Annotated in this window: 26 protein-coding genes; 11 read left to right on the top strand and 15 right to left on the bottom strand. The window is 68.5% G+C overall.

Features of this window, described 5'->3' with window-relative positions:
* Positions 1-27: 27 nt before the first annotated feature.
* Positions 28-612, bottom strand: coding sequence for an HhH-GPD-type base excision DNA repair protein (locus R2K23_RS05605; RefSeq protein ID WP_316515009.1), 585 nt, complete (start codon positions 610-612; stop codon positions 28-30).
* A 166-nt stretch (positions 613-778) separates the two neighbouring features.
* Here R2K23_RS05605 and R2K23_RS05600 point away from each other — a divergent pair, with 166 nt between their 5' ends.
* Both R2K23_RS05600 and R2K23_RS05595 read left to right on the top strand, forming a co-directional pair.
* On the top strand, positions 779-1,075 hold the full coding sequence (locus tag R2K23_RS05600; RefSeq protein WP_316515006.1) for a DUF732 domain-containing protein: 297 nt from the start codon (positions 779-781) through the stop codon (positions 1,073-1,075).
* 88 nt (positions 1,076-1,163) lie between these two features.
* Positions 1,164-2,498, top strand: a complete 1,335-nt coding sequence (locus R2K23_RS05595) for an acyltransferase family protein (protein WP_316515003.1) — start codon at positions 1,164-1,166, stop codon at positions 2,496-2,498.
* A gap of 1 nt (position 2,499) precedes the next feature.
* Here the strand turns inward: R2K23_RS05595 and R2K23_RS05590 are convergent, their stop codons facing one another.
* A complete protein-coding gene (locus R2K23_RS05590) occupies positions 2,500-2,658 on the bottom strand; it encodes a DUF5302 domain-containing protein (RefSeq protein WP_316515000.1) in 159 nt (52 codons plus the stop codon).
* A gap of 124 nt (positions 2,659-2,782) precedes the next feature.
* Positions 2,783-3,226, bottom strand: coding sequence for a PPOX class F420-dependent oxidoreductase (locus R2K23_RS05585; RefSeq protein WP_316514997.1), 444 nt, complete (start codon positions 3,224-3,226; stop codon positions 2,783-2,785).
* Between the two features lie 108 nt (positions 3,227-3,334).
* Between R2K23_RS05585 and R2K23_RS05580 the strand changes: the two genes are divergently transcribed.
* Entirely contained in the window at positions 3,335-3,853 is a 519-nt protein-coding gene (locus R2K23_RS05580) for a DUF1697 domain-containing protein (RefSeq protein ID WP_316514994.1), read from the top strand.
* Between the two features lie 10 nt (positions 3,854-3,863).
* Positions 3,864-4,715, top strand: a complete 852-nt coding sequence (locus tag R2K23_RS05575) for a class I SAM-dependent methyltransferase (RefSeq protein ID WP_316514991.1) — start codon at positions 3,864-3,866, stop codon at positions 4,713-4,715.
* Positions 4,716-4,733: 18 nt separating this feature from the next.
* On the opposite strand, the gene R2K23_RS05570 is transcribed toward R2K23_RS05575, so the two are convergent.
* The gene (locus R2K23_RS05570; protein ID WP_316514988.1) at positions 4,734-5,096 is read right to left on the bottom strand and encodes a GntR family transcriptional regulator; all 363 of its coding nucleotides are present in this window, start codon (positions 5,094-5,096) and stop codon (positions 4,734-4,736) included.
* Positions 5,097-5,133: 37 nt separating this feature from the next.
* On the opposite strand from R2K23_RS05570, the gene R2K23_RS05565 reads away from it, so the two are divergent.
* The gene (locus R2K23_RS05565; RefSeq protein WP_316514985.1) at positions 5,134-5,865 is read left to right on the top strand and encodes an NAD-dependent deacylase; all 732 of its coding nucleotides are present in this window, start codon (positions 5,134-5,136) and stop codon (positions 5,863-5,865) included.
* On the opposite strand, the gene R2K23_RS05560 is transcribed toward R2K23_RS05565, so the two are convergent.
* Genes R2K23_RS05560 through R2K23_RS05550 form a run of 3 tightly spaced genes read right to left on the bottom strand, consistent with a single transcriptional unit; the run spans position 5,866 to position 9,493 of the window.
* Positions 5,866-6,516 (bottom strand): class I SAM-dependent methyltransferase, encoded by a 651-nt coding sequence (locus R2K23_RS05560; RefSeq protein WP_316514981.1) that lies wholly within the window; start codon positions 6,514-6,516, stop codon positions 5,866-5,868.
* The gene (locus R2K23_RS05555) at positions 6,516-7,208 is read right to left on the bottom strand and encodes a TetR/AcrR family transcriptional regulator (RefSeq protein ID WP_316514978.1); all 693 of its coding nucleotides are present in this window, start codon (positions 7,206-7,208) and stop codon (positions 6,516-6,518) included. The genes R2K23_RS05560 and R2K23_RS05555 overlap by 1 nt, the downstream gene beginning before the upstream one ends.
* Complete coding sequence (locus R2K23_RS05550; protein WP_316514975.1) at positions 7,205-9,493, bottom strand: MMPL family transporter; 2,289 nt, start codon at positions 9,491-9,493, stop codon at positions 7,205-7,207. The genes R2K23_RS05555 and R2K23_RS05550 overlap by 4 nt, the downstream gene beginning before the upstream one ends.
* 193 nt (positions 9,494-9,686) lie before the next feature.
* On the opposite strand from R2K23_RS05550, the gene R2K23_RS05545 reads away from it, so the two are divergent.
* Complete coding sequence (locus R2K23_RS05545) at positions 9,687-10,220, top strand: DoxX family protein (protein WP_316514972.1); 534 nt, start codon at positions 9,687-9,689, stop codon at positions 10,218-10,220.
* A 157-nt stretch (positions 10,221-10,377) separates the two neighbouring features.
* The gene (locus tag R2K23_RS05540; protein ID WP_126332787.1) at positions 10,378-10,506 is read left to right on the top strand and encodes a hypothetical protein; all 129 of its coding nucleotides are present in this window, start codon (positions 10,378-10,380) and stop codon (positions 10,504-10,506) included.
* A 164-nt stretch (positions 10,507-10,670) separates the two neighbouring features.
* Here the strand turns inward: R2K23_RS05540 and R2K23_RS05535 are convergent, their stop codons facing one another.
* The 3 genes from R2K23_RS05535 to R2K23_RS05525 all read right to left on the bottom strand — a co-directional run bounded on the left by R2K23_RS05535 (position 10,671) and on the right by R2K23_RS05525 (position 13,643).
* Positions 10,671-11,666, bottom strand: a complete 996-nt coding sequence (locus R2K23_RS05535) for an NAD(P)H-dependent flavin oxidoreductase (RefSeq protein ID WP_316514969.1) — start codon at positions 11,664-11,666, stop codon at positions 10,671-10,673.
* A 17-nt stretch (positions 11,667-11,683) separates the two neighbouring features.
* Positions 11,684-12,439, bottom strand: a complete 756-nt coding sequence (locus R2K23_RS05530; protein WP_316514967.1) for a 3-hydroxyacyl-CoA dehydrogenase — start codon at positions 12,437-12,439, stop codon at positions 11,684-11,686.
* A gap of 109 nt (positions 12,440-12,548) precedes the next feature.
* Positions 12,549-13,643 carry a CaiB/BaiF CoA transferase family protein gene (locus R2K23_RS05525; RefSeq protein WP_316514966.1) on the bottom strand — a complete coding sequence of 365 codons (1,095 nt, stop codon included), beginning with the start codon at positions 13,641-13,643 and terminating at the stop codon, positions 12,549-12,551.
* 122 nt (positions 13,644-13,765) lie between these two features.
* Here R2K23_RS05525 and R2K23_RS05520 point away from each other — a divergent pair, with 122 nt between their 5' ends.
* Together R2K23_RS05520 and tet(V) are read left to right on the top strand one after the other, a co-directional pair.
* Entirely contained in the window at positions 13,766-14,572 is an 807-nt protein-coding gene (locus R2K23_RS05520) for an enoyl-CoA hydratase (protein ID WP_396893531.1), read from the top strand.
* A gap of 193 nt (positions 14,573-14,765) precedes the next feature.
* Entirely contained in the window at positions 14,766-16,025 is a 1,260-nt protein-coding gene (gene tet(V), locus R2K23_RS05515) for a tetracycline efflux MFS transporter Tet(V) (RefSeq protein WP_316517072.1), read from the top strand.
* 6 nt (positions 16,026-16,031) lie between these two features.
* Here tet(V) and R2K23_RS05510 read toward each other — a convergent pair whose 3' ends face one another.
* Positions 16,032-16,733 (bottom strand): CPBP family intramembrane glutamic endopeptidase, encoded by a 702-nt coding sequence (locus R2K23_RS05510; protein WP_316514961.1) that lies wholly within the window; start codon positions 16,731-16,733, stop codon positions 16,032-16,034.
* Positions 16,730-17,884: an NAD(P)H-binding protein gene (locus tag R2K23_RS05505; protein ID WP_316514960.1), complete on the bottom strand. Its 1,155-nt coding sequence runs from the start codon at positions 17,882-17,884 to the stop codon at positions 16,730-16,732. The genes R2K23_RS05510 and R2K23_RS05505 overlap by 4 nt, the downstream gene beginning before the upstream one ends.
* Before the next feature lie 203 nt (positions 17,885-18,087).
* Here R2K23_RS05505 and R2K23_RS05500 point away from each other — a divergent pair, with 203 nt between their 5' ends.
* The gene (locus tag R2K23_RS05500; protein WP_316514959.1) at positions 18,088-18,825 is read left to right on the top strand and encodes a fasciclin domain-containing protein; all 738 of its coding nucleotides are present in this window, start codon (positions 18,088-18,090) and stop codon (positions 18,823-18,825) included.
* Between the two features lie 71 nt (positions 18,826-18,896).
* Here the strand turns inward: R2K23_RS05500 and R2K23_RS05495 are convergent, their stop codons facing one another.
* Both R2K23_RS05495 and R2K23_RS05490 read right to left on the bottom strand, forming a co-directional pair.
* Positions 18,897-19,700, bottom strand: a complete 804-nt coding sequence (locus tag R2K23_RS05495) for a crotonase/enoyl-CoA hydratase family protein (protein ID WP_316514958.1) — start codon at positions 19,698-19,700, stop codon at positions 18,897-18,899.
* A complete protein-coding gene (locus R2K23_RS05490; RefSeq protein ID WP_316514956.1) occupies positions 19,697-20,854 on the bottom strand; it encodes a thiolase family protein in 1,158 nt (385 codons plus the stop codon). Before R2K23_RS05490 ends, R2K23_RS05495 begins: the two co-directional genes overlap by 4 nt.
* A gap of 140 nt (positions 20,855-20,994) precedes the next feature.
* Between R2K23_RS05490 and R2K23_RS05485 the strand changes: the two genes are divergently transcribed.
* Positions 20,995-21,642 (top strand): SDR family oxidoreductase, encoded by a 648-nt coding sequence (locus tag R2K23_RS05485; protein ID WP_316514954.1) that lies wholly within the window; start codon positions 20,995-20,997, stop codon positions 21,640-21,642.
* On the opposite strand, the gene R2K23_RS05480 is transcribed toward R2K23_RS05485, so the two are convergent.
* Entirely contained in the window at positions 21,639-23,375 is a 1,737-nt protein-coding gene (locus tag R2K23_RS05480; protein ID WP_316514952.1) for a DUF3556 domain-containing protein, read from the bottom strand. The two genes, R2K23_RS05485 and R2K23_RS05480, sit on opposite strands and share 4 nt — an antisense overlap.
* Between the last annotated feature and the right edge of the window lie 3 nt (positions 23,376-23,378).

The following is a 23,378-nucleotide window of genomic DNA, read 5'->3' as shown; positions in this document are numbered from 1 at the left end:
CGGGTGTACCTCAGTGGACGCTCGTCGTCAGGATTTGGTCTTGGCCGCCTTGGCTTGCGCCTTCATCTGCTTCTTGTAGCTGCGCACCTTGCCGAGTGACTCGGCGTCGATCACATCCGCGATCGACATGTGGGTGCCGTCCTGGCCGTAGTCGCCGGCGGCCTCCCGCCAGCCCGGCGCGGTCAGACCGTACTGCTTGCCCAGCAGCGCCAGGAAGATGCGGGCCTTCTGATCACCGAAGCCCGGCAGTCGCTTGAGCCGCAGCAACACCTCGCGGCCGTCGGGATTGCCCTCGGTCCACACCGCGGCCGCGTCGCCGTCGTACTCGTCGACGATGATCCGGGCCAGGTCCTGGATCCGCTTCGACATCGATCCCGGGAAGCGGTGCACCGCAGGGGTTTCCGCGCACAGCGCGGCGAACTTCTCCGGGTCGTACTCGGCGATCAGGCGGGCGTCCACATCGCCGACGCGCTCGGCGAGCTTCTTCGGCCCGGCAAACGCCACCTCCATGGGGATCTGCTGATCGAGCAGCATGCCGATCAGCAGCGCCAGCGGGTTGGATTCCAACAGCGCATCGGCCTCGGGATCTTGAACAAGCTGCAGGTTCGCCATGGGCCCAGTCTAGATGTGGGGTTTTTGGATCGGAGCTCGTCACCATCGGCCACTGCGGGCATATCCCCTGCTGATCCGCGTTTTCCCCGTCGGTGTCAGAGCGTTGTGCGAAGGTAGGGGCCATCGTCGCGGTAGGTGGTCGCGCGAGGTCGGTAGGGGGAAGAACATGGGACGTCTGATCGCGCTGCTCTGCGCCGCACTGGGTGCCGCCGTCGCACTGGCCGGCCCGGCCACCGCGGTGCCGGACCAGGGCACGCCGGAGTTCGACGGTTATGTGCAGGGCCTCGAGCGCAACGGTTTTCACTTGAACCCCGACACTGCCTGGCGGCTGGCCCACCAGGCGTGCGTCGGCGGACTGCCGGGCTACATCGGCTTGGAGCTCGCCGCGCAGGGAGTCATCGGTCCCGGCGCCCAGCAGCGGGTGATGGATGTGGCCCGCAAATATGCCTGTCCGGTGCAGTAGCCGGGACCGCGTTCCACGCCGGGACAAGGTCCCGTAGCCGAGAAAAATAGTGACTTTTACTCAGTGGGGCGCGGCTTAGATTTGCCCCATGAGCTTTCCGACGCCCGCCGAGGTCGCCTCGCAAACGCCGCCCGATCGTGACCGCGCGATCGACGTCATCCGCATCTGCGCGCTGATGGGGGTGGTCGCCGGGCACACCGTCATGGCCACCAGCATGATCCGCGACGAGGTCTTCATCTGGGGCAACCTGCTGACCACCTCGGTGCTGTTCCAGGCCTTGACCTGGGTGTTGCAGATCATGCCGCTGTTCTTCTTCGCCGGGGCCGCCGCCAGCGTGACGTCGTGGCAACCGGGCGCGTCCTGGGGCGGCTGGCTGATGAAGCGCTGCACGCGGCTGTTTCGTCCGGTGTTCTACTACCTGGCCTTCTGGGCGGTGACGCTGGCGGCTTTGTACCCGCTCCTGCCCATCCACATCTACGAACCCATCGCCGGCATCAGCGTGCAGTTGCTGTGGTTTCTCGGCGCCTACGTGTTGATGCTCGCGGCGATCCCGCTGCTCTGCCGGATCAACACGCCGGCACACTTGGCCGCCGGCGTGGTCGCGGTCTGGCTGTTCGTCCTCGCGATCGATGTGGTGCGTCTGCACGTCCCCGGGACGGCGCTGCTCGGCTACCTCAACATGACCGTGTGGTTGATACCCGGCATGTTCGGCGTCGCCTACCGTCGCGGGGTGCTCGACGGGCGCTGGGCGCTGCGGATCGGCGTCGGCATGTTCGCCGTCAACCTGGCCCTGCTGGCGTTCGGCCCCTACGAGCTGAGCCTGGTCGGCATCGAGGGCCAGCGGCTGGCCAACATGACCCCGCCGTCGCTGCTGCTGGCGGGCCACGCAATCATGATGTGCGCGTTCGTGATTGCCGCCGCCCCGGCGATCAACCGCTGGGCGCAACGGCCGCGGGTGTGGTGGCTGACGGCCATCGGCAACTCCGGCGCCATGACGCTGTACCTGTGGCACATGCCGGCGCTGCTGCTGACACACCTCGCGTTCTGCTACCTGGGCCTGTACCGCTATCCCGGCGAGCCCAACTTCTTCTGGCTCAGTGCCTTTCAGCTGGCGCTGGTGCTCGCCGTGGTGATGGTGCTCTTCCTGGTCCTGCGACCGCTGGAGAATGCGCCGCTGCGCGGTTGGGACGGCGCTGCCCCGCTGGCGCCCGGCGCCCGCAGCGTCGCCGTGGGAGTGCTGCTGTGCCTGGCCGGCGCGGCGATCCTGGCGGCCGTCAAGTGGGGACTGAAGGACGACGGAATCGCCTGCGTAGCAGTGATGTTGGTGGCGTTGGTCGGCGCGCGGCTGCTGAGCTACGCACCGGCGGGCGCGGTCACCTCACCCGACGGCGATCGCCGTCGGAACGCGGCCGCGCCGCGGTGAGCTAGCCGCTCTTGCGGCGGAACTCGCGGCGCCCCTCGACCGGCCCGTGCGCCCGGGGTTGCTTGGCCCCGCCGTCGGCGTGCGAGGTACCCCCGGCCGACTTCGCGTTCTTGCGCTCGAGAGCTTCGCGAAACTGCCTCTTGGTTTCATCCTCTGGCATCTCATGTCTGCCCATGGCCGGTAACCCTACGCTGCTTTCGGGTGCCCGCGAACGTGCGCAAACTACGGGAACTTCTCGGCGTGTCGGCCGGGGACCCGCACGGTCGCGCGAGAAGAGAGGGGCGTCAGCGCATGCCGGGCGGCATGCCGTAGACATGCGAGATGGGCAGGGTCAGCAGCACCCGCCGATCGGTCACCATCGCACGGCGGTAGTCGTCCCAGTCCGGATGCTCGCCGGCGATGTTGCGGTACAGCTCGATGAGGCCCTCGACGGTGGCGTCGTTCGGCTCCGCGGCCGGCGGGGTCAGCACGGCATCGCCCTCGGCGACGGCGTAGGCCCACCCGTCGTCGGAACCCACCAGCAGTGAGGCGCGCGGGTCACGCCGCAGATTGCGGGTCTTCGCGCGGGGTTCGGTGATGGACACCTGGATGGCGACCGCGCGCGGATCGAAGTAATAGGACACGTTCGACAGCTGCGGACGGCCGTCGCGCTTGATGGTGGCCAGCACACCCAGCGAGTTCCCCCGGATCACGGCCAAGAGCTTGTCGTCGAACACCTGGCGGGTCATGGTGCGAGCCTACTGATCGGGCCCTGTTGTCTCTACCATCGAGAAAATGACGGCAGTCGAGGCCGCGGCCCCCTCGCAGCGCTGCAGCCGGACGCGGAGGGATGCTCCGTGACCCGCTACGTCGCGTTCCTGCGGGGGGTGAATGTCGGCGGGGTGAACCTGAAGATGGCCGAGGTGGCCAGGGTCTTCGCCGACGCCGGCTTCACCGCCGTGACGACCGTGCTGGCCAGCGGCAACGTCCTACTCGACTCGGACGCCTCGACCGGCGCTGTACGGAGCACGGCCGAGCAGGCGCTGCGGGCCGCGTTCGGCTACGAGGCCTGGGTGCTGGTGTACGACGTCGACACCGTGCGGGCCATCGACGGCGCCTACCCCTTCGAGCGCGAGGTCGCCGGCCACCATTCGTATGTCACCTTTGTCGCCGACGCCGCCGTGCTCGACGAGCTCGCCGCCCTGCCGGCCGGCGGCGAGGAACGGATCGCCCGCGGCGACGGCGTCCTGTACTGGCAGGTGCCCCGGGCCACCACCTTGGCATCGACGATCGGCAAAACGATGGGCAAGAAGCGCTACCGGTCGTCGACGACCACGAGAAACCTTCGCACGCTGGGCAAAGTCCTCAGCCGGTAGTCTCGCGACGGTGACCTCCTCTGCTGACGATGCGACCGAGCGCAACACCAAGCACAAGGCCGAGCTGACCGGGGTATCCGAGACCGCGCTGTTGACGCTCTACGGCCGCGCCCGGGAGGCGAGTCGCCCCGACGGCGTCATCGACGACCCGATGGCCGTCAAACTCATCGACTCCATCGACTACGACTTCTCCCGGTTCGGCTCGGCCCGCCAGGACATGTCGATCCGCGCCAAGACCTTCGACCGGTGGACCACGAAGTACCTGAGTGCGCACCCGGACGCCACGGTGGTTGCCCTCGCCGAGGGCCTGCAGACCAGCTTCTGGCGCGTCGACGCTGCACTTTCCGACGCCCGTTTCCGTTGGCTGACCGTGGACCTGCCACCCATCGTCGACATTCGCCGCCGACTGTTGCCGGCGTCGCCGCGCATCGAACTGTGTGCGCAATCGGCGCTGGACTACAGCTGGATGGACAGGGTGGACACCGATGGCGGCGTGTTCATCACCGCCGAGGGCCTGCTGATGTACCTGCAGCCCGAGCAGTCCCTGGGCCTGATCGCCGAATGCGCCAAGCGCTTTCCGGGCGGCCAGATGCTGTTCGATCTGCCCCCGCCATGGTTCGCCGGGCTGTCCCGGCGCGGCTGGCTGCGGCCGACGCTGAATTACAAGGTGCCGGCGATGCCGTTCAACATGACACCGGCCGAGGCCGCCAAACTCGTTGAGGTGCCCGGTGTTCGGGCCGTACACGACATCCGGCTGGAGCCGGGCCGCGGCGTCGTCGTCAACGGCCTGCTGACGGTGGCGCACGCCTCGAAGCTGTTCGACCCGCTGCGCGGCGTGCTGACGTTGCTCGAGTTCGGCTGAGCCGACCCCGGGTGCGGCCTAGTCGAAGGCGGCCGCGACGTAGCGCAGGGCGTCGTCCTTGGTGACGCCCAGCGCCGTCGCCGTCTCGACGAAACTGCGGGCCGCCTCCGCCATGGTGGCGTCGGCCGGGTCGGCGCGCGCGACGAACGTCCCGAACCGCCCCCGCGTTTCGAGCATGCCCGCCGCCTCCAATTCGCGGTAGGCACGCGCCACGGTATTGACCGCCAGCCCCAACTGCGCGGCCAGCTCACGCACGGTCGGCAACCGGGTCCCCGGGCCCAGACGCCCGGCGCGGATGCCCTCGATGATCTGTGATCGCAACTGGTCGAACAGCGGTTTTGCCGTCTGCGGATCGACCTTCAACCATTCCCCCAACTCCACATGATCAGTATCGCTGACGGCCCGCTAGTTTGGTGGTGTGCGTATCGCAGTTCTCAGTGGCGCCGGTATTTCTGCGGAAAGCGGCGTCCCGACCTTCCGCGACGACAAGAACGGTCTGTGGGCGAAGTTCGACCCCTACGAGCTGTCGAGCACCCAGGGCTGGAACGACCACCCGGAGCGGGTGTGGGCCTGGTACCTGTGGCGGCACCATTTGGTGCAGCGGGTCGAGCCGAACGACGGCCATCACGCCGTCGCCGCCTGGGAACGGATCACCGGCATCACCGACGTCACGGTGATCACCCAGAACGTCGACAACCTGCACGAGCGGGCCGGCAGCAGCGCGGTCCATCATCTGCACGGCAGCCTTTTCGAATTCCGTTGCGACATCTGCGATTCGGGGTATCACGGCGAGCTTCCGGACATGCCGGAGCCGCAGCTCGAGGCGGATCCGCCGGTGTGCCGCTGCGGCGGCCTGATCCGCCCGGACATCGTCTGGTTCGGCGAGCAACTGCCCGACGGGCCGTGGAACGCCTCGGTCGAGGCGGTGCGCGCGGCGGACCTGCTGGTGGTCGTCGGCACCTCGTCGATCGTCTACCCCGCGGCCGGCCTGCCCGAGATGGCCCTCGCTCAGGGCACCGTGGTGGTCGAGGTGAACCCGGAGCCCACCCCGCTGTCCGCGGAGGCCACCGTCACCATCCGGGACAGCGCCAGCACGGCGCTGCCGACGCTGCTGCAGCAACTGCCGACGCTGCTGGGCAAAAAACCGTAGCTACGCCGAAACCGCCGGCCGGACCGCACGCCCCAATGCGAACTCGGCCACCGGCAACGGCACCCATCTCGGGAACGTCCAGTCCCGCTGGGCGTCCTCGATCTCGAAGCCGGCCGCCCGGATGCTCTGTTCGGTGTGCCGGTGGCTGTGGCAGTTACCGGAGATCTTGGGCCACAGCGTGGCGTCGGCGAACCGCTGCAGCCGCCCCCGCCAGCCGTCGTTGGCGATGTGCTCGAGGTAGCGCAATTCGCCGCCGGGACGCAGCTGCGCGAACAACTGGGCCAGCACTTCGTCGGGTTGATCGACGGTGCAGAGCACCAGTGAACACACGACGGCGTCGAACGGTTCGGGGTCGGCGAGGGTTTCGACGGTCTGGCCACTGACGCTGACCGGGACCGGCGCCGCGGCCGCGGCCGCCTTGGCGTGTTCGAACAGATGCACCTCGGGCTCGACCGCCACCACCTGGGTCACCGACTCGGGGTAGAACGCGAAGTTGGTGCCGGTGCCGGCGCCCACCTCCAGGACCCGTCCGGTCAGGCCGGCGAGGTTGGCCCGTCGCAGCCGGGTCAGTTTCTCGGTCTCATGCGCGGACATCAGCGTCCACAGCCGGGCGAAAAACGGATGTGAGAGCTGGGATTCGGTTGCGGTCATCAGCGCACCCCCTTGTTGTCGAGCACCCACTGCAGAGTCTGCCCCGGGTCGGAGTCGACACCGACGATACCGATGGCCATGTGCCCGGTACACACTGCGCGCAGCACGTTGTCGGCGAAGGTCAGCGGGTCCCCGAACGGCAGATACGGTTTGGCGATCAGCATTGCCGCCACGCCGTGGGCCGCGGTCCACAGCTCCAGCGTCAGCGTCGTCGGATCGCCCGGCGGATAGACACCCTCGCTGATCAGCGACGCGACGGACTCCCGCAGGTGGACGAAGGCCGAGGACGTCAACGCGGCGTCCACATCGCTGCCCGGCCGACCCTCCCCCATGGTCGCAATCCGGTAGAGCTCCGGCTTTGCGATCGCGAAGCGCACATAGGCCATGCCCTGGGCCCGCAGCTCCTCCAGGGTGGAGACCTTGCCCTCGACGGCCCGTTGCATCTCGGTGTGCAGTTCCTCGAAGTAGCGCGCGCACACCGCGTCCAGCAGCGCATCCTTGTCCGCGAAATGCAGGTAGATTGACCGCGAGGTCACCCCCACGCGCTGGGCGACCGCCCGGATGGACACGTCCTTGGCGTGCCCGGTCTTGAGCAGCAGTTCGGTGGTGGCGTCGAGGATTTCGCCGCGCAGCTGCTCGCCCGAGCCGCGCGGCGCCCGCCGGCGACCGCGCCGCGCCGACGGCTCACTCATCCGGTGTCCGCCTTGCTCGCCGGACGGCCTTCGGGCGTCGGCCCGACCGCGGTGGGTTCGCCGGACTCGCTGATGCCGATGCGCTCGTGCAGACGCACCAACGGCTTGGGCGCCCACCAGTTCCATCGCCCGAGAACATGCATGAACGCCGGGACCAGCACCATCCGCACCAGGGTGGCGTCGACCAGCACCGCCAGCGTCAGCCCAAGCCCGAACATCCGCATGAACGACACCTGCGCGGCGATCAACGCGGCAAACGAAATCGACATCACCAGCGCCGCCGCGGTGATCACCCGTCCGGTGCGGGCCAACCCCAGCGCCACGCTCTCGTCGTTGTCGGCCCGGGTTCGCCCGCTGGCCAGCCAGAACTCCCGGATCCGGGAGATCAGGAACACCTCGTAATCCATCGCCAACCCGAAGGCGATGCAGAAAAGCAGGACCGGCATGTTGGCCACCAGCGTCCCGGTCGGGGTGGTCCCCAGCGCGCCGAGGTGCCCCTCCTGGAAGATCCAGACCAGCGCCCCGAACGCCGCCGTCAGCGAAAGCACGTTGAGGACAAGCGCTTTCAGCGGTAGCACCACACTTCCGGTCAGCAGGAACAGCAGCAGGAAGGTGATCACCGCGATGACACCGAGCACCACCGGCAGCAGGGACAGGATGGCCTGGACGCTGTCCCGGTTGATCTGGGCGATCCCGGTGAGCTGCACCGCCCGGTCACCCGGGCCGGCGACGGCATGCAGTGCGTCGAGCTGCCGCTCGGAGGCGTCGGAGAACAGCGGGGCGTCGCTCGAAACGGTCAGAAACGCACTGCCGTCGGCAATTCCGGTGGCGCCCACCGGCGGGCCCACCCGGGCACCGTCGATGAACGTTCCGGTGGGCGCGCTCACCGCGGACACATCCGCGACCCGGGACAGCTCGGCGGCATAGCGGTCGAAGTCGGCGGGCGCCACGCCCGCCGCGTCCGGCACGACGACGGTCACGGCGGTGTCGGAGTTGTCGGAGAAGTCGTCGCGCAGCTGGTCGCCGACCTGGTGCGCCGAGGCGCTGGCGGGCAGCACCCGGTCGTCGGGGAAGCCCCACTTCACCCCGAGGAAGGGCGCACCGGCCAGCAGCAACAGCACCACGCCGGCCAGGCCGATCGGCACCGCTCGGCGCACCACGAACTTCGTCGAGCGATACCAGAACAGGTGGTCCACCGGCTTGGGCGTGGGCTCGGGCCGGCGCAGGATTCTTCGGAGCAGCCGCCGCACGTCCAGGGCGTTGAGCCGCGGCCCGAGCAACACGATCGCCGCCGGCGTCACGATCACCGCCGCGAACGCGGCGAAGGCCACGGTGGCGATGCCGGCGTAGGCGAAGGACTTCAGGAAGTACATCGGGAACAGGATCATCGCCGCCATGGACAGCCCCACCGTCGTGGCGGAGAACAGCACGGTGCGCCCCGCGGTTCCGAGGGTGCGCACCAGCGCCTCCTCGGCCGGGACGCCGTCGGCCAACTCGTCGCGGTAGCGGCTGATGATCAGCAACGTGTAGTCGATGGCCAGCGCCAGGCCCAACGCGATGGTCAGGTTGAGCGCGAAGATCGACACATCGGTGAAATGGGTGACCAGTCGCAGCACCGCCATCGACCCCACGATGGCCAGGCCGCCCACGGCCATCGGCAGGGCCGCGGCCAACAGCCCGCCGAACACCCAGACCAGTACGAGGAAGCTGAGCGGGATCGCGATCGACTCCATCAACAGCAGGTCGTGTTCGGTCTGCTTGGTGATCTGCGAGTAGACCAGCGCCTGCCCGCCGGGCGTGACCGTGACGTCGGGGTGCGCCGGCAGCACCGTGTCGGCGATGGAGTCCACCAGGGCCTGGGCGTGGCGCTGGGCGTAGTTCTCGCCGCCGGTGATCCCGGCGACGATCAGCCCGATGGTGCCATCGGCGCTCACCATGTCGGCGGCGACCGGCGGCGGCGCGGTCCATGTCGACGTCACGTAGGCGATGTGTGGGGAGGCGTCGACGGCCTCGACGACGGCGAGGCCCGCGGCCCGGGCGGCCGGGCTCTGCGCGCCGGCGTCGGAGGCGACGGTGAACACCAGTTGCATGTCGCCCCGGGAGAATTTCTCGGTGAGCAGTCGGGTGGCTTCCGAGGATTCGGCCGTCGGATCCTGGAACCCGCCCGCGGACAGGCTCTTGGCCACCGGCACCCCGAATATCGCGGCGGCCACCATGAGCAGCGCCGCGCCCGCGATGATGCGTCGTGGCGCGACGATGGCCAACCGAGCGATTCTGTGCAGCATTCGCACCCCCATTGAAAGTCGATGTCCCCCACGGCACCGACTGCGCACCCCAGGCACTGAGCGGGCGTAGATTAACAGCGGTAACTTAACGCGGTCAACTCCGCCGATCTCGCGTCGGGCACCCCCCGCCTTCACCGACCAGTGATCGAGTAAGGCTTACATAAATCGATTCGCGCTCATAGTCTTACCACCCATGACAACTGAATTCGACGCCCATCTGTCCACGTCAGGCCGTAATTTCGGGCTCTTGACGCTGCGCTTGGCGGTGGGCGCGACAATGCTGCAGGCGGGCCTGAAGAAGCTCTTCGACTTCTCGACGGTGGTCGAGAACATGGAACAGAGTGGCTGGCGAATGCCGCAGCTGGCGGCGACCCTGGTGACGGCGGCGGAAGCTCTCGGCGGCCTCGGCCTGCTGCTGGGCCTGTTGACACCTCTGGCCGCGATGGCCGTGCTTGCCGCGATGATCGACGCGTGGGCGGTCAACGTCGCGGCCGCCGCCTTCTGGTCGGATCCGTTCAATATGCCGTTCCTGCTCGGCTTCGGAGCGCTAGCGCTGTTGTTCACCGGCGCCGGCGTCTTCTCGCTGGACGAACGGTTCTGGGGCCGGGGCAGCTGGCCTCGGCTGGTTTCGGTGACGTTGCTGGTGGTCGCCGTCGCGGCGGCCGTGGTGACCTGGGTCGCGCTCAACGGCACCAACCCGCTGCACCTCACCACGCCTGCGGGCTGAACTGGAATTTCAGCGCATCTGGCGGGCCGGCGGCAGGGGGCGTCGGGCCGCCTGCGGGCGGAACCACTCGGGCCTCCCTACCCGGGAGTAATAATTGCCATCGTTTTCCGAACCGTGACTCAATGATTCCTTAATAGTGATCCATACAGTCAGTGTCATGTGGATCGACGACACCAACGCTGATGTCATCAAGATTGACTTCGACGCCCTGTACCACGGCGACTTCCTGGTCGAGGGCGACACCTCGGAGCAGTTCGACGAGGTGCTGCCACCGCTGGCGAGCTAGCTCGTCAGTTCGGCCGCGGACGCACGTCACCGGTCTCGACCCGGGGCGCTCGACCGTGGACGAAGCCGTGAACAGGCCCTGAGCCGGCCTTGTGCCGGAAACAAAAGAGCCGATGACCACCTTGCGGTGGCCATCGGCTTTTTTGTATCGGAAGGTACGGACGCCTAGGCGACCGACCCGGCCTTCACCTCCACCATGCCGGCGAGCCGGTTGGTGATCAGTTCCTCGGCCTCGGTGACGATCCGGGACACCAGCTCGCCGCAGGTCGGGATGTCGTTGATCAGGCCCATCACGGTGCCGACGGTCCAGATGCCGGCGTCGAGATCACCGTCGTCGAAGACCTTGCGGCCACGCACACCGGCGACCAGGTCCTTGACGTCCTCGAACTGACCGCCGTCGTTGAGAATCTGCACCACCTCACGCGAGACCGTGTTGGAGGCCACCCGAGCGGTGTTGCGCAGCGGGCGGAAGATCAGCTCGGTGCCGCGCTCGTCGCCGGCGACGATGGCTTCCTTGACGTTCTGGTGGATGCAGGACTCGACGGTGCACATGAACCGCGTTCCCATGTTGATGCCGTCGGCACCCAACGCCAACGCGGCCACCAGGCCCCGGGCGTCACCGAACCCGCCGGAGGCGATCATCGGGATCTCGATCTGATTGGCCGCCGCCGGGATCAACACCAACCCCGGAACATCGTCCTCACCGGGATGACCCGCACACTCGAAACCATCGATGCTGATGCCGTCGACACCCAGGCTCTGCGCCTTGACCGCATGCCGCACCGAGGTGCACTTGTGCAACACCTTGATCCCGTTGTCATGGAACATCGGCAGATGCGGCGCCGGATTCGACCCCGCCGTCTCCACGATCTTGATCCCCGAATCGACGATCACCTGCCGGTACTCGTCATACGGCGGCGGGTTGATCGACGGCAGAATCGTCAGGTTCACCCCGAACGGCTTGTCGGTCAGATCCCGCGTCTTGGCGATCTCATTGGCCAGATCCGCCGGCGTCGGCTGCGTCAACGCGGTGATGAAACCCAACGCCCCCGCATTCGCCACCGCAGCCACCAACTCCGCGCGACCCACCCACTGCATACCACCCTGGGCAATGGGGTGCTCGACCCCGAATACCTCGGTGAACTTCGTCCTGATTGCCATCTGCTTCCTTCCCCGGATCAGCGAGGCGCCATGCGGATCGCGCCGTCGAGGCGGATCACCTCGCCGTTGAGCATCGGGTTCTCCACAATATGGACCGCGAGCGCGCCGTACTCGTCCGGGTCCCCGAGACGGGCCGGGTGGGGCACCTGCTGCCCCAGCGACTTCTGCGCCTCCTCGGGCAGCGAGCCGAGCAGCGGGGTCTTGAACAGGCCGGGAGCGATGGTGCATACGCGGATCAGTTCGCGTGAGAGGTCGCGGGCGATCGGCAGGGTCATCCCGACCACGCCGCCCTTGGAAGCCGAGTACGCGGCCTGACCGATCTGGCCGTCGAAGGCCGCGACCGAGGCGGTGTTGATGATGACGCCGCGCTCTTCGCCGCCCACCGGCTCGGTCTTGGCGATCCGCTCGGCGGCCAGGCGCAGCACGTTGAAGGTGCCGATGAGGTTGACCTGCACGACGGTGTTGAAGGCGTCGAGCGGGAAGGCGCCGTTCTTGCTCAGCGTCTTGATGGCGTTACCGATGCCGGCGCAGTTGACGTTGATCCGCAGCGGGCCCATCTCCTCGGCGACGTCCAGCGCGGCCGACACCGAATCCGGGTCGGTGACGTTGGCCTCCACGAAGCGGGCACGGGCGCCCAGTTCCTTGACCGCGTCTTCGCCCTTGAGGTCGATCACGACGACGGATGCACCGCGCTCGAGCAGCCGTTTGGTGGTGGCCAGGCCCAGGCCCGACGCGCCACCGGTCACAACTGCTACCGAATCCTTGATTTCCACGAGAAATGGTCCTTTCGTTAACCTCGACCTACTGGTTGGTTGGGACTATACCGATTTGATCAAACCGACGGTGCGGTGATCGCGACCGTCCGTTCCCGGCGACTGACCGTTACGCCCAGTCGCGCAGCACCGAATCGTTGTCGGCGCCGGGCGCCCGCGGCGGGGTCGGCGTCGCGGGGACAGAGCGGGAGAACCGCGGGGCCGGCCGGGGCTGCAGGCCGTCGTCGCCAGCGTCGTAGAAGGTGTCCCGCTCGACGATGTGCGGCTCGTCGAGCACCTCCCCGAACGACAGCACCGGCGTCACACAGGCGTCCGTACCGGCGAACACCTGGGCCCAGTGGGCCCGGTCGTGCTTGGCAAAGGTCTCGGTGAAGACCTTCTTGAGCTGCGGCCATCCGGCGACGTCGTTCTGCGCCGGCAATTCGGCCGGGTCCAGGCCCAGGCCCTCGAGCATCGCGGCGTAGAACTGCGGCTCGATGGCCCCCACCGCGACGTACTTGCCGTCGGCGGTCTCGTAGGTGTCGTAGTAGGGGGCGCCGGTGTCGAGCATGTTGGTGCCACGCTCGTCGGACCACATGCCGGCGGCCCGGAAGGCCCACATCATCTGGATCAACACGCTGGAACCGTCGACCATCGCGGCGTCGACGACCTGGCCCTTGCCGGAGGTCTGACGCTCCCACAGCGCGGCGAGGATGCCGACGATCAGGAACATCGAGCCACCGCCGAAGTCACCGGCGAGGTTCAGCGGCGGCACCGGCCGCTCGCCCTTGCGGCCGACCGCGTGCAGCACGCCGTTCAGCGAGATGTAGTTGATGTCGTGGCCGGCCTGCAGCGCCCGCGGCCCGTCCTGACCCCACCCGGTCATCCGGGCGTAGATCAGCCGCTCGTTGACCTTGGCGCAGTCCTCCGGGCCCAGGCCCAGACGCTCGGTGACACCGGGCCGAAAGCCCTCGATCAGCACGTCGGCCTTACTGATCAGATTCAGGACCAGTTCCTTGCCCTCCGCGGACTTCAGATCCGCGGTCACCGAACGACGATTGCGCAACATCGCGTCGCGCGGGGGCATCGGGACGCCCGCGGCCTTGGACGGACGGTCGACGCGCACCACGTCGGCGCCGAGGTCGCCCAGAATCATCGCCGCGTGGGGGCCGGGTCCGATCCCGGCCAGTTCGACGACTCGCAATCCCTGAAGTGGTCCCGCCACAGTGTCCGCCCTTCATAAGCCTTGATGACCGTGTGTTCGGCATCATCTCACCGCGCTCCCAACCAACTGACGGGTGGGCTCGAATTCGGTGATCGGGGTTACCTATTGTGTCCACTATGACGATCACTGATTCCGGCTTGGACGCGCTTGCACCGGTCGACGGCCTGCTTGTCGACCTGACCGACGGGGTGCTCTCGGTCACCATCGACCGACCCGACAGCCTCAACTCGGTGAACCCGCAGGTGTTCCGCGCCATGGCCGACACGCTGGAGCGCGCCGCCGCCGACTCCCGCGTGCGCGTGGTCCGCCTCGGGGGCAGCGGGCGGGGGTTCTGCTCCGGGGCCGGCATCGGTGCCGACGACACCGGCGACGGCCATGCGCCCATGGAGACCCTGCACGAGGGCAACCGGGCGATCCGCGCGATCGTCAACTTTCCCCGGCCCGTCGTGGCCGTGGTGCAGGGCCCGGCCGCCGGCATCGGGGTGTCGCTGGCGCTGGCGAGCGACGTCGTACTGGCGTCCGAGAAGGCGTTCTTCCTGCTGGCCTTCACCAAGATCGGTCTGATGCCCGACGGTGGCGCCTCGGCGCTGGTCGCCGCGGCGATCGGCCGCATCCGCGCCATGAAGATGGCCCTGCTGGCCGACCGGGTGACCGCGGCCGACGCCCTGGCGTGGGGCATGGTCAGCGCCGTCTACCCGGCCGACGCGCTCGAAGCCGAGGCGAATGCGGTGATCCAGCGGCTGGCCGCCGGCCCCGCGGTGGCCTACGCGAGGACCAAGCACGCGATCAACGGCGCCACGCTGGCCGAGTTGGACGCGACGCTGTCCCACGAGACCGGCGGGCAACACCAGCTGCTGAGCGGCGGCGACTTCGCCGAGGGCGTCCTCGCCTTCCAGGAGAAGCGCAGCCCCAACTTCACCGACAGCTGACCCCGCCCCGTCGCGCCCAAACTCACCTTTGGGCCGCTTTGTGCGAGTAGCTTCCGGCACTTCGTCGATCTCGGCGTAGCAGCGGCGTAGGGAGCGCGCACAGGACCGGCGCGCGGAAAACCAGTGGACGCCAAGCGCTTCGCTCGGCGACCATCTACCGGTGAGCCCTGAGGTCGACCGACAACAACCGGACGTGCGTGCGCCCGGCGGTTGGCGGGTGCTCGCACCGTTCCGGTTCCGCGAATACCGCCTGTTGATCGCCGCGGTCTCGATCACGATCTTCGCCGAGGGCATGTGGGCTGTGGTGATGGCTCTGCAGGTCATGGAGCTCAACCACGACCCGGCGGCGCTGTCGCTGGTCGCCACCTGCCTGGGTGTCGGCCTGGTCGCCTTCGTCCTGGTCGGCGGCATCGCCGCGGACCGGTTCCCGCAACGCACCATCATCATCGTCGTCGAGGCGGTGAACCTCGCCGCGGTGAGCGCGGTGGCCGTCCTCGGTCTCCTGGATCTGCTGCGGGTCTGGCACATGGCGGTCGCGGCCGGGGCGCTCGGGATCGCCGCGGCGTTCTTCTTCCCCGCCTACAGCGCCTATCTCCCGCGGATCCTGCCCGCCGGCCAACTGCTGGCCGCCAACGGCGTCGAGGGCGTCATGCGCCCGGTGTTGCAGCGGGCCGCCGGCCCGGCAGTCGCGGGTGTGCTTGTGGGCGTGACGTTTCCGACGCTCGGGGCGGTGACGGTCGCGGTGTTGTTCGCCATCGGCCTGACCCTGCTGATTGCCACCCGCCCGGTCCGCAACGGCTTCGTCGTCGAACCGGAACGGCTGCAGCGACGGGTGCTCACCGACCTACGCGACGGCTTTCTGTTCATGGTGAAGACGCCGTGGCTGCTGTGGACCCTGCTGTTCGCCAGCATGTTCGTGCTGCTGATCATCGGCCCCATCGAGGTGCTGCTGCCGTTCATCACCGCGGACCGGTTCGAGGACGGTGCGCGGATGTACGGCCTGGTGTTGGCGGCGTTCGGAATCGGCGGGGCGCTGGGCGCTCTCGGGGTGTCCTCCCGACGTCTGCCGCGCCGCTATCTGACGGTGATGATGCTGATGTGGGGCGCCGGTTCGTTACCCCTGGTGGTCATCGGCTGGACCAGTTCGTTCCCGCTGATGGCGCTGGCGGCCTTTCTGGTCGGCGTCACCGACGGTGCGGGCATGGTGATCTGGGGGACGTTGCTGCAACGACGGGTGCCGCCGGCGATGCTCGGCCGGGTGTCGAGCCTGGACTTCTTCGTCTCGCTGGCGTTCATGCCGGTGTCGATGGCGATCGCGGGACCGCTGTCGAAGGTGGTGTCGATGCAGGCCATCTTCGCGGTCGCGGGTTCACTGCCGATTGTGTTGGCGCTCATCGCGTTGTGGGCCGCCCGGATGCCCCGCGACGAGATCGCCCATCCGTTGGACACCTGAGCCGGGTCAGGTACCGGCGAAGATCTGCGGCAGGACCAACACCATGATGAGCCCCCACACCAGGTGGGTGAGCACCGGCGCGAGCACCCCGCCGGTCGCGCGGCGCTCCAGCGCACAGATCAACCCCAGCACCACCGCGGCGAAGCCCAGCATCGGATTGCCCGATGCCAGCGTGGCGACGATGTACAGCAGCGTCGAAAACAGCACCGGCCGTGTGCCTTCCAGCGCCGTGTACAGGGCGCCGCGGAAAAACAATTCCTCAGCGACCCCGTTGATCAGGGTGATCGCCACCACCAGCGGAAGCACGCCCTGGTTGGCGAACCGCATGACCTCGCCGACCGGTTCGGCGATGACCTCGATCTGCTGCACGATCAACGCGCCGACCACGAACGCCGCACCCGTGGCCAGTCCGACGCCGACACCGAGGAGCACCGGCCGACGCCCACCCTCCCCCCACGGCAGCGTGCCCAACCGCAGCGGCCCGGACGCCACCGCAGCCAGCGCCCACACCGCGGCCAGCGCGAGCGTGAGCCAGTAGAAGCTCGCATCGCCGGGTTGTCGCGTCAGGGAGATCCCCAACAGCACCGCACCCAGCACCCCGCCGACCACCACGACGATGCGCCGCCGCCGCACCACCGACGGCTCCTCCCGCTGCGGGGGCGCCGCGGTCTCGACGACGGCGCTCACCCGGTCCAACCACGTGGTCACGAGGCCTCCGGCGGAGTCGACTTGGGGAACAGGTCGGCGAGGGCGTCCAGCCCCACCCGCAGCGCACCGGCGACGGGCTTGGGCACCGCGGCCAGCAACCCGAGGGCCGGGCGGGCGAACGGCGGGGTGACCGTGGCGGCCAGCCGCTGGATGCGCAGCGTGTCGCCGCCGGCCCAGGCGGCATCGGTGTCGGCGAGATGATGCGGATCAGCCAGGCGGTCGACCGGCGCGGGCTCGTTGACCACCAGCGACCGCCGGATCGCCTCCTCGATACCCAGCAGCCCGCCGGCCGGGTCCGGCACCTGGTCGCTGAGCCGGTGCTCCGAGGCGGTCATCGGATAGTCAAGGGAGGCAACCAGATCGGCGGCCAATCCACCCGGGACCGGCAGGGCCACCGCCGTCAGGCGGGACAACACCGCGGTGTCCACGCCCCGCACCTGCACGCCGGCCCGCCAGGATCCGGCCAGCCGGGCATAGGTGTGCATCAGCTCGCCGTAGGTGGTGGTCGTCGGCCCGCAGATGTCGTAGGCGCCCGCCCGGACCTCCGGCTTGGCGGCGGCCACCAGGTAGTAGAGGACATCGCGGATGGAGATGGGATCTATCGGGTGGCGCGCCCAGCGCGGCATGGGCATCAACACGAACCGGTCCCCGGTGTAACGCAACATCTCGAAGGACGTCGAACCCGCCCCGATGATCATGGCCGCGCCCAGCCACACCACCTCCGCTCCGCCGGGAACGTGCAGGGCCTCGGCGACTTCGGCGCGGCTGGCCAGATGTTCGGACAGTTCGTCACCGTCGGGCACGAACCCGCCCAGGTAGACGATGCGGCCCACCCCGGCGGCCGCGGCCGCCGCGGCGACGTTGGCCGCGGCCCGGTTGTCGGCCTCGCGGAAGTCGGTCGCGCCGATGCCGTGCACCAAGTAGTAGAGGACGTCCACGGCACCCGCGGCCGACAGCGCCGCGGACACCGACTCGGCGTCGCCCGCGTCGAGGGCGACCACGTCCACACGGTCGCGCCACCCGTAGGAGTCGAATTTGCGTGGCTCGCGGCCCGCGGCGATCACCTGGTGACCGTCGTCGAGCAACGCGGCCACCAATCGTGAGCCGATGTACCCGGAGGCACCGGTGACCAGGATGCGCATTGTTTCCACGGTAGAGCCTCTACCCGGTAGCGCATCTCGATAACCGGTACAGCCCGGTTGACCAGCCCGTTTTGGTCCAGTCAAGCGCTGTGCTTACGATTTCACCCGGCTTGATGCCGCAGTTTGCGTCTCGCCGACCGCACCCGCTCATCACAGATGAGTAACGGCCGACGACGGCCCGACGACGTAACGAAGCGACGAGAGGAGCCGAAATGACGACCCGGCTGAAGACCCTTGGCGTAGCCGCGGCCGCCGCTGCCATCGCCATCTCCACCGCCATCACGGCCCATGCCGAGGAGCCGACCACCGAGGATGTCCCCGGTGCGCCGGACGTGCACGGCTCCGGCTGTGACGCGCTGAAGGAGGAGCTGGGACCCGACGGACTGGACCGGATCTTCAAGCAGTCGGCTTCCGCCGCGATCGCCGCCATCCCGTCGCTGAGCACCTACAGCTCGGCGATCTCCGGCGGCCTGAACCCGGCCGTCAACGTGGTCAACGTGCTGGACAACGGCCCCTACAACGTGTTCGCGCCCACCGACGAGGCGTTCGCGAAGCTGGACCCCGCCGAGCTCGAAGCGCTCAAGGCCGACCCGGACCGCCTCTACGCGACGGTGTACTACAGCATGTCCCTCGGCCTGCTGGGCCCCGAGGACGTGCACGGCAAGCTGACCTCCCAGGAGGGCAGGCAGATCACCGTGACCGGCAAGGGCGGCGACATCAAGGTCGACGACACCGCCAAGGTGGTGTGCGCCGGCGTCACCGCGGAAAACGCCAAGATCTACCTGATCGACACGGTGCTGTCGCCGGACAACGCGCTGCCCGCTACCGCAACCACCACGACGTCGCCGACGGAGACCACCGAGGCGACCGAGACCACCGAGCCGAGCGAGACCACGGAGACCTCGGAGGCCGTAGAGCCGACGGAGACCACCGAAACGGAAGCCGCCTAGTCCAGAAATGAATTGGGCGTGATTTCACACGGTCACCGTGTGAAATCACGCCCAATTCGCTTGGTCGGAGGTTAGCGAGCCTTCCAGACCGGGGCGCGCTTCTCGGCGAACGCCATCGGTCCTTCCATGGCGTCCTCGGTACGCAGCAGCGCACCCATCTCCTTGGCGTTGCGCTTCCAGTTGTCACTGTCGGCACCCACCACGCCGTCTTCGGCGCCGTAGGCCACCCGCTTGGAAGCCTGCACCGCCAACGGGGCGTTGACCGTGATGCGTTCGGCCAGGGCCAGCGCCGCATCCACGACGGTGCCGTCGGGCACCACCTCGTTGATCAGACCCCACCGCAGCGCGTCCTGCGAACTCAGCGGCTCGCCGGTGAAGATCAGCTCGAGGCCGATCTTGCGGGGCAGCTGGTCGACGATGCGGAACACGCCGCCGGCCGCCGCCATCAGCCCGCGCTTGACCTCGGGCAGACCGAACTTGGCCCGCTCCTCGGCCACCACCAGGTCGCTGGCCAAGGCCAGCTCACTGCCGCCGCCCAGCGCCGTACCGTTGACCGCCGCGATCACCGGCTTGTCGATGAAGTGACTGACGAACCCGGCGAAGCCCCACTCCGGATGCTCCGGGTGGAACAGGTTCTCGCCGCGCGAGATCGCCTTGAGGTCGGCACCGGCACAGAACGACTTGTCGCCGGAGCCGGTGATCACCACCGCCCGGATCTCCGGGTCCGCCTGCGCCTGCTCCAGAGCGTTGCCGACGGCCGTGCTCACCGCGGCGTTGACCGCGTTGCGCGCCTCCGGCCGGTTGATCGTGATGATCAGGACGTTCCCCCGGACCTCGGTGAGCGCGCCGGGGGCGTCCTGCGTCGATTCGGTCACAGCAGCTCGAGGATGGTCGCGTTGGCCTGACCGCCGCCCTCGCACATGGTCTGCAGCCCGTACTGAATGTTGTTGTCCCGCATGTGGTACAGCAGCGTGGTCAGGATGCGGGCACCGGAACCGCCGAGCGGGTGGCCCAGCGCGATGGCGCCGCCGTTGGGGTTCAGCTTGGACTCGTCGGCCCCGATGTCCTTGAGCCAGGCCATCGGCACCGGCGCGAAGGCCTCGTTGACCTCGAAGGCACCGATCTGGTCCACGCTCAGGCCCGACTTCTTCAGCGCCTTCTCGGTGGCCGGGATCGGCGCGGTCAGCATGATCACCGGGTCCGCACCGGCGAGAACGGCGGTGTGCACCTTGGCCAGCGGCTTGAGGCCGAGTTCCTTGGCCTTCTCCGCCGACATGATCAGCAGCGCGGCCGAACCGTCGGAAATCTGGCTGGAGTTACCGGCGTGGATCACGCCGTCCTCCTTGAAGGCGGGCTTGATGCCGGCCATGCTCTCGACGGTGCCGCCGCGGCGGATGCCGCCGTCCTCGAGCACGGTGACGTCGTTGCCGTCGGCGTCCTTGGTCTTGATGCCCACGATCTGGTCCTTGAAGGCACCGGAATCCTGTGCGGCGGCGGCCTTCTCATGCGACCGCAGGGAGAACTCGTCGAGCTGGGTGCGGTTGAAGCCCCACTGCTCGGCGATCATCTCGGCGCCGACACCCTGGTTGGGGGTCTGGCTGTAGCGGGCTTTGAACGACTCGCCGTAGGGGTTGCCGCCGTTGGCCAGCGAGGAACCCATGGGCGTGCGCGACATCGATTCGACACCGCCGGCGACGACGACGTCGTAGTGGCCGGCCACCACGCCGGCCACGGCGAAGTGCAGCGACTGCTGGCTGGAGCCGCACTGGCGGTCCACGGTCACGCCGGGCACCGTCTCCGGCCAGCCGGCGCTGAGCACCGCGGTGCGCGCGATGTCCAGAGCCTGCTCACCGGCCTGCATGACGCAGCCCCAGATGACGTCGTCGACCAGAGCGGGATCGACACCCGCGCGCTCGACGAGGCCGTTGAGCACCTGCGCGGACAGCTCGGCCGGGTGCACCCCCGACAGAGCGCCGTTGCGCTTGCCTACCGCCGAACGAACGGCCTCCACGATCACGGCTTCCGCCATGGACCTCTCCTCTCAACTAATCAGTTGGTTGATGTCTCGTTCTTAGCACTAGGCGCGTCCGCGACCAATTCCGGGTGCGGTATTCGCGCCACCCTAGGTTCTACCCTGCGTGCGGGTACGGCGTACGTACCCTCGCAGGTATGTCCAACGTCATCGTCTTCGGCGGCCACGGCAAGGTGGCCCTGCTGCTGTCCCCGATCCTCAGCGGCCGCGGCGACCGGGTCACCTCGGTGTTCCGCAACCCCGACCACGCCGAGGAGGTGGCGGCGACCGGCGCCGAACCCGTCGTCGCCGACATCGAGGCGCTCGACGTGGCGGAGTTGGCCGAGTTGATCAGCGGCAACGACGCGGTGGTGTTCTCCGCGGGCGCCGGCGGCGGCAACCCGACCCGGACCTACGCGGTGGACCGCGACGCGGCCATCCGCGTCATCGACGCCGCGGCCCAGGCCGGGGTGCGGCGCTTCGTCATGGTGTCCTATTTCGGCGCGGGGCCCGATCACGGCGTGCCGGAGGACAGTTCCTTTTATCCGTACGCGGAGGCCAAGGCCGCCGCCGACGCCCACCTGCGCGCCGCCGCACTGGACTGGACCATCCTGGGTCCCAGCCGGCTGACGCTCGACCCGCCGACCGGACGCGTCGCGGTGGGCGGCGAGCGCACCGCCTCGGGCGAGGTGACGCGCGCCGACGTGGCCGCCGTGATCGCCGCGTCGTTGGCCGACGACGGCACCGTCGGACGCACCATCGAGTTCAACAACGGCGACACCCCGATCGCCGAGGCCCTGCGTTAGCCGCGTGGGTCGACGTACACCGGCACCTGGTCGTCCCAGGGTTGGCGGGTCACCGCGTCGGCGACCTTGATGTATCCGGTTTCGAATTCGCCGGTGGCCGCGTCGACCAGGCGATAGCGCTGGGTCTGCCGGTGGATGGGCTGGGCGTCGATCAGCACCACCCGCACCTCCCCGGGCTCGAATCCGCAGCGGCGCTGCATGGCCGCGATCAACTGCTCGTTGTGCATGTGGCCGTCGCCGAAGTTCCAGCCGATGGCCGTCGAGCAGATGCGCTCTCCATCGGTCATCACGTACTCGGCTTCGGAATCGGTGCCGCTGGGTCCGGCCATGGCGCGGTGCGCCAGGGTGAACATCATCCGGCCGTGGGTGTTGAAGGCGCGGAAGGCGTAGCCGAGGTACTGCGGGATCTGCGCGGCCTCCGGACTGCCGTAGACCTTCTCCAGCTGCGCCTGCGGCATGCTGGCGATCGCCACCAGGTGCCGGTCGATCTTCGCGGTGGCCGACGGCTTGAGACACCACAGCGTGGTGTCCCAGTTGCCGGCGTAATAGCGCATCCCGGGCAGGAAGGACACCTTGCGCGGGAACAGGTTTCCCGCCGTCACCGTGGCGACCAACACCGCGAACAGCAGCAGCGGCAGCGGGGTGGTCATGTCGGTGAGGCCCACCCCCGCGTGACCGACGAACAGCGTGATCACGCAGAAGATCATGAAGACGTTCCATTCCAGCGGCACCCCCATCGGGATGGCGGTCAGGATGCCGAGGTGGAAACAGACCATGACCACCGCCGCGATCGCGGTGGGCCAGCCGCCGTGCGAGAACAGCAGCACCAGCGGCACCAGCATCTCCACGGCGGTGCTCCCGTGCGCGACCATGCGGGACAACCGGCCGGGCCGCAGATCGTCGGGAAACCGTTCGAAGAACCGGCGTTTGAGCGACCGGGGCCGCACGATCGGGCTGTTGGACATCATCGTGGAGATGACGAACGGGAAGTGCTTGGTCAGCTTGGACGTGGCGGCACCGACCCAGATCACCACGCAGACCAGCTTGGCGGCGATGATCATGTCGACCCCGCCGAACAGGAACGCGATGGTGAACGCCGCGTACACCTCGCCGCGGGCGGCCAGGAAGATCACCTTGTCACGCAGGCCCGCCGCGGCGAGCAGGCCCAGGATGGCCCAGATCTGCCACATCGGCAGCACGCCGACCTCGGTGCCGAGCGCCGGAATGGGCCCGGTGCCGTCGGAGAACAGCGCGACCACGAGCACGATCAGCAGCGCCGCGTAGAGGGCGACGTCCACCGGGCCGCGGTTGTCCCCGGCGGTCAACGGCACGCGCGTGGGCCAGGGCGGCAGCCGAATGGTGTTGGGCCGCAGCCAGTACAGGATGGATCCCAGCGGGGGGAAGAAGCGGTTGTTCAGCGGCCCGAACCCGCACCCGAGCCCGATCACCTCGAAGAGCATGGTGTAGAGCACGACCTTCTGGAACACGATCGGCTCGGTCCACCACTGCCCGACGGCGGTGAAGCCGTCGATGCCGGCGGTGGTCAACACCAGCAGCCACGCGCCGAGGATGTACAGCAGGATCTTCACCACGTAGAACAGGTGCAGAACCACCGGGGTGCCGAAGCCGACCTCGGCCCAGTGCCGCGCCATCGGCCGGACCTTCTCCGACCAGGTGCCCTTGCTCCACTCGTCGAACTCGACCACCGGAAGGTCGGGCTTGAGGAATCCCATGCC

This window comes from Mycolicibacterium sp. MU0050 (genome assembly GCF_963378085.1).
Classification (GTDB): Bacteria; Actinomycetota; Actinomycetes; order Mycobacteriales; family Mycobacteriaceae; genus Mycobacterium; species Mycobacterium wendilense.
Note: the sequence above shows the minus strand (reverse complement) of the source record. Positions and strands in the feature narration are given on the sequence as shown.

What these genes read in the sequence shown, in the direction of transcription:
- R2K23_RS05500 (WP_316514959.1), top strand. Translation starts at nt 18,088, where the DNA reads ATGACGACCCGGCTGAAGACCCTTGGCGTAGCCGCGGCCGCCGCTGCC.
- R2K23_RS05535 (WP_316514969.1), bottom strand. Translation starts at nt 11,666, where the DNA reads ATGGCAATCAGGACGAAGTTCACCGAGGTATTCGGGGTCGAGCACCCC.
- R2K23_RS05555 (WP_316514978.1), bottom strand. Translation starts at nt 7,208, where the DNA reads ATGAGTGAGCCGTCGGCGCGGCGCGGTCGCCGGCGGGCGCCGCGCGGC.
- R2K23_RS05605 (WP_316515009.1), bottom strand. Translation starts at nt 612, where the DNA reads ATGGCGAACCTGCAGCTTGTTCAAGATCCCGAGGCCGATGCGCTGTTG.
- R2K23_RS05545 (WP_316514972.1), top strand. Translation starts at nt 9,687, where the DNA reads ATGACAACTGAATTCGACGCCCATCTGTCCACGTCAGGCCGTAATTTC.
- R2K23_RS05585 (WP_316514997.1), bottom strand. Translation starts at nt 3,226, where the DNA reads ATGACCCGCCAGGTGTTCGACGACAAGCTCTTGGCCGTGATCCGGGGG.
- R2K23_RS05550 (WP_316514975.1), bottom strand. Translation starts at nt 9,493, where the DNA reads ATGCTGCACAGAATCGCTCGGTTGGCCATCGTCGCGCCACGACGCATC.
- R2K23_RS05485 (WP_316514954.1), top strand. Translation starts at nt 20,995, where the DNA reads ATGTCCAACGTCATCGTCTTCGGCGGCCACGGCAAGGTGGCCCTGCTG.
- R2K23_RS05480 (WP_316514952.1), bottom strand. Translation starts at nt 23,375, where the DNA reads ATGGGATTCCTCAAGCCCGACCTTCCGGTGGTCGAGTTCGACGAGTGG.
- R2K23_RS05540 (WP_126332787.1), top strand. Translation starts at nt 10,378, where the DNA reads ATGTGGATCGACGACACCAACGCTGATGTCATCAAGATTGACTTCGAC.
- R2K23_RS05590 (WP_316515000.1), bottom strand. Translation starts at nt 2,658, where the DNA reads ATGCCAGAGGATGAAACCAAGAGGCAGTTTCGCGAAGCTCTCGAGCGC.
- R2K23_RS05600 (WP_316515006.1), top strand. Translation starts at nt 779, where the DNA reads ATGGGACGTCTGATCGCGCTGCTCTGCGCCGCACTGGGTGCCGCCGTC.
- R2K23_RS05595 (WP_316515003.1), top strand. Translation starts at nt 1,164, where the DNA reads ATGAGCTTTCCGACGCCCGCCGAGGTCGCCTCGCAAACGCCGCCCGAT.
- R2K23_RS05560 (WP_316514981.1), bottom strand. Translation starts at nt 6,516, where the DNA reads ATGACCGCAACCGAATCCCAGCTCTCACATCCGTTTTTCGCCCGGCTG.
- R2K23_RS05490 (WP_316514956.1), bottom strand. Translation starts at nt 20,854, where the DNA reads ATGGCGGAAGCCGTGATCGTGGAGGCCGTTCGTTCGGCGGTAGGCAAG.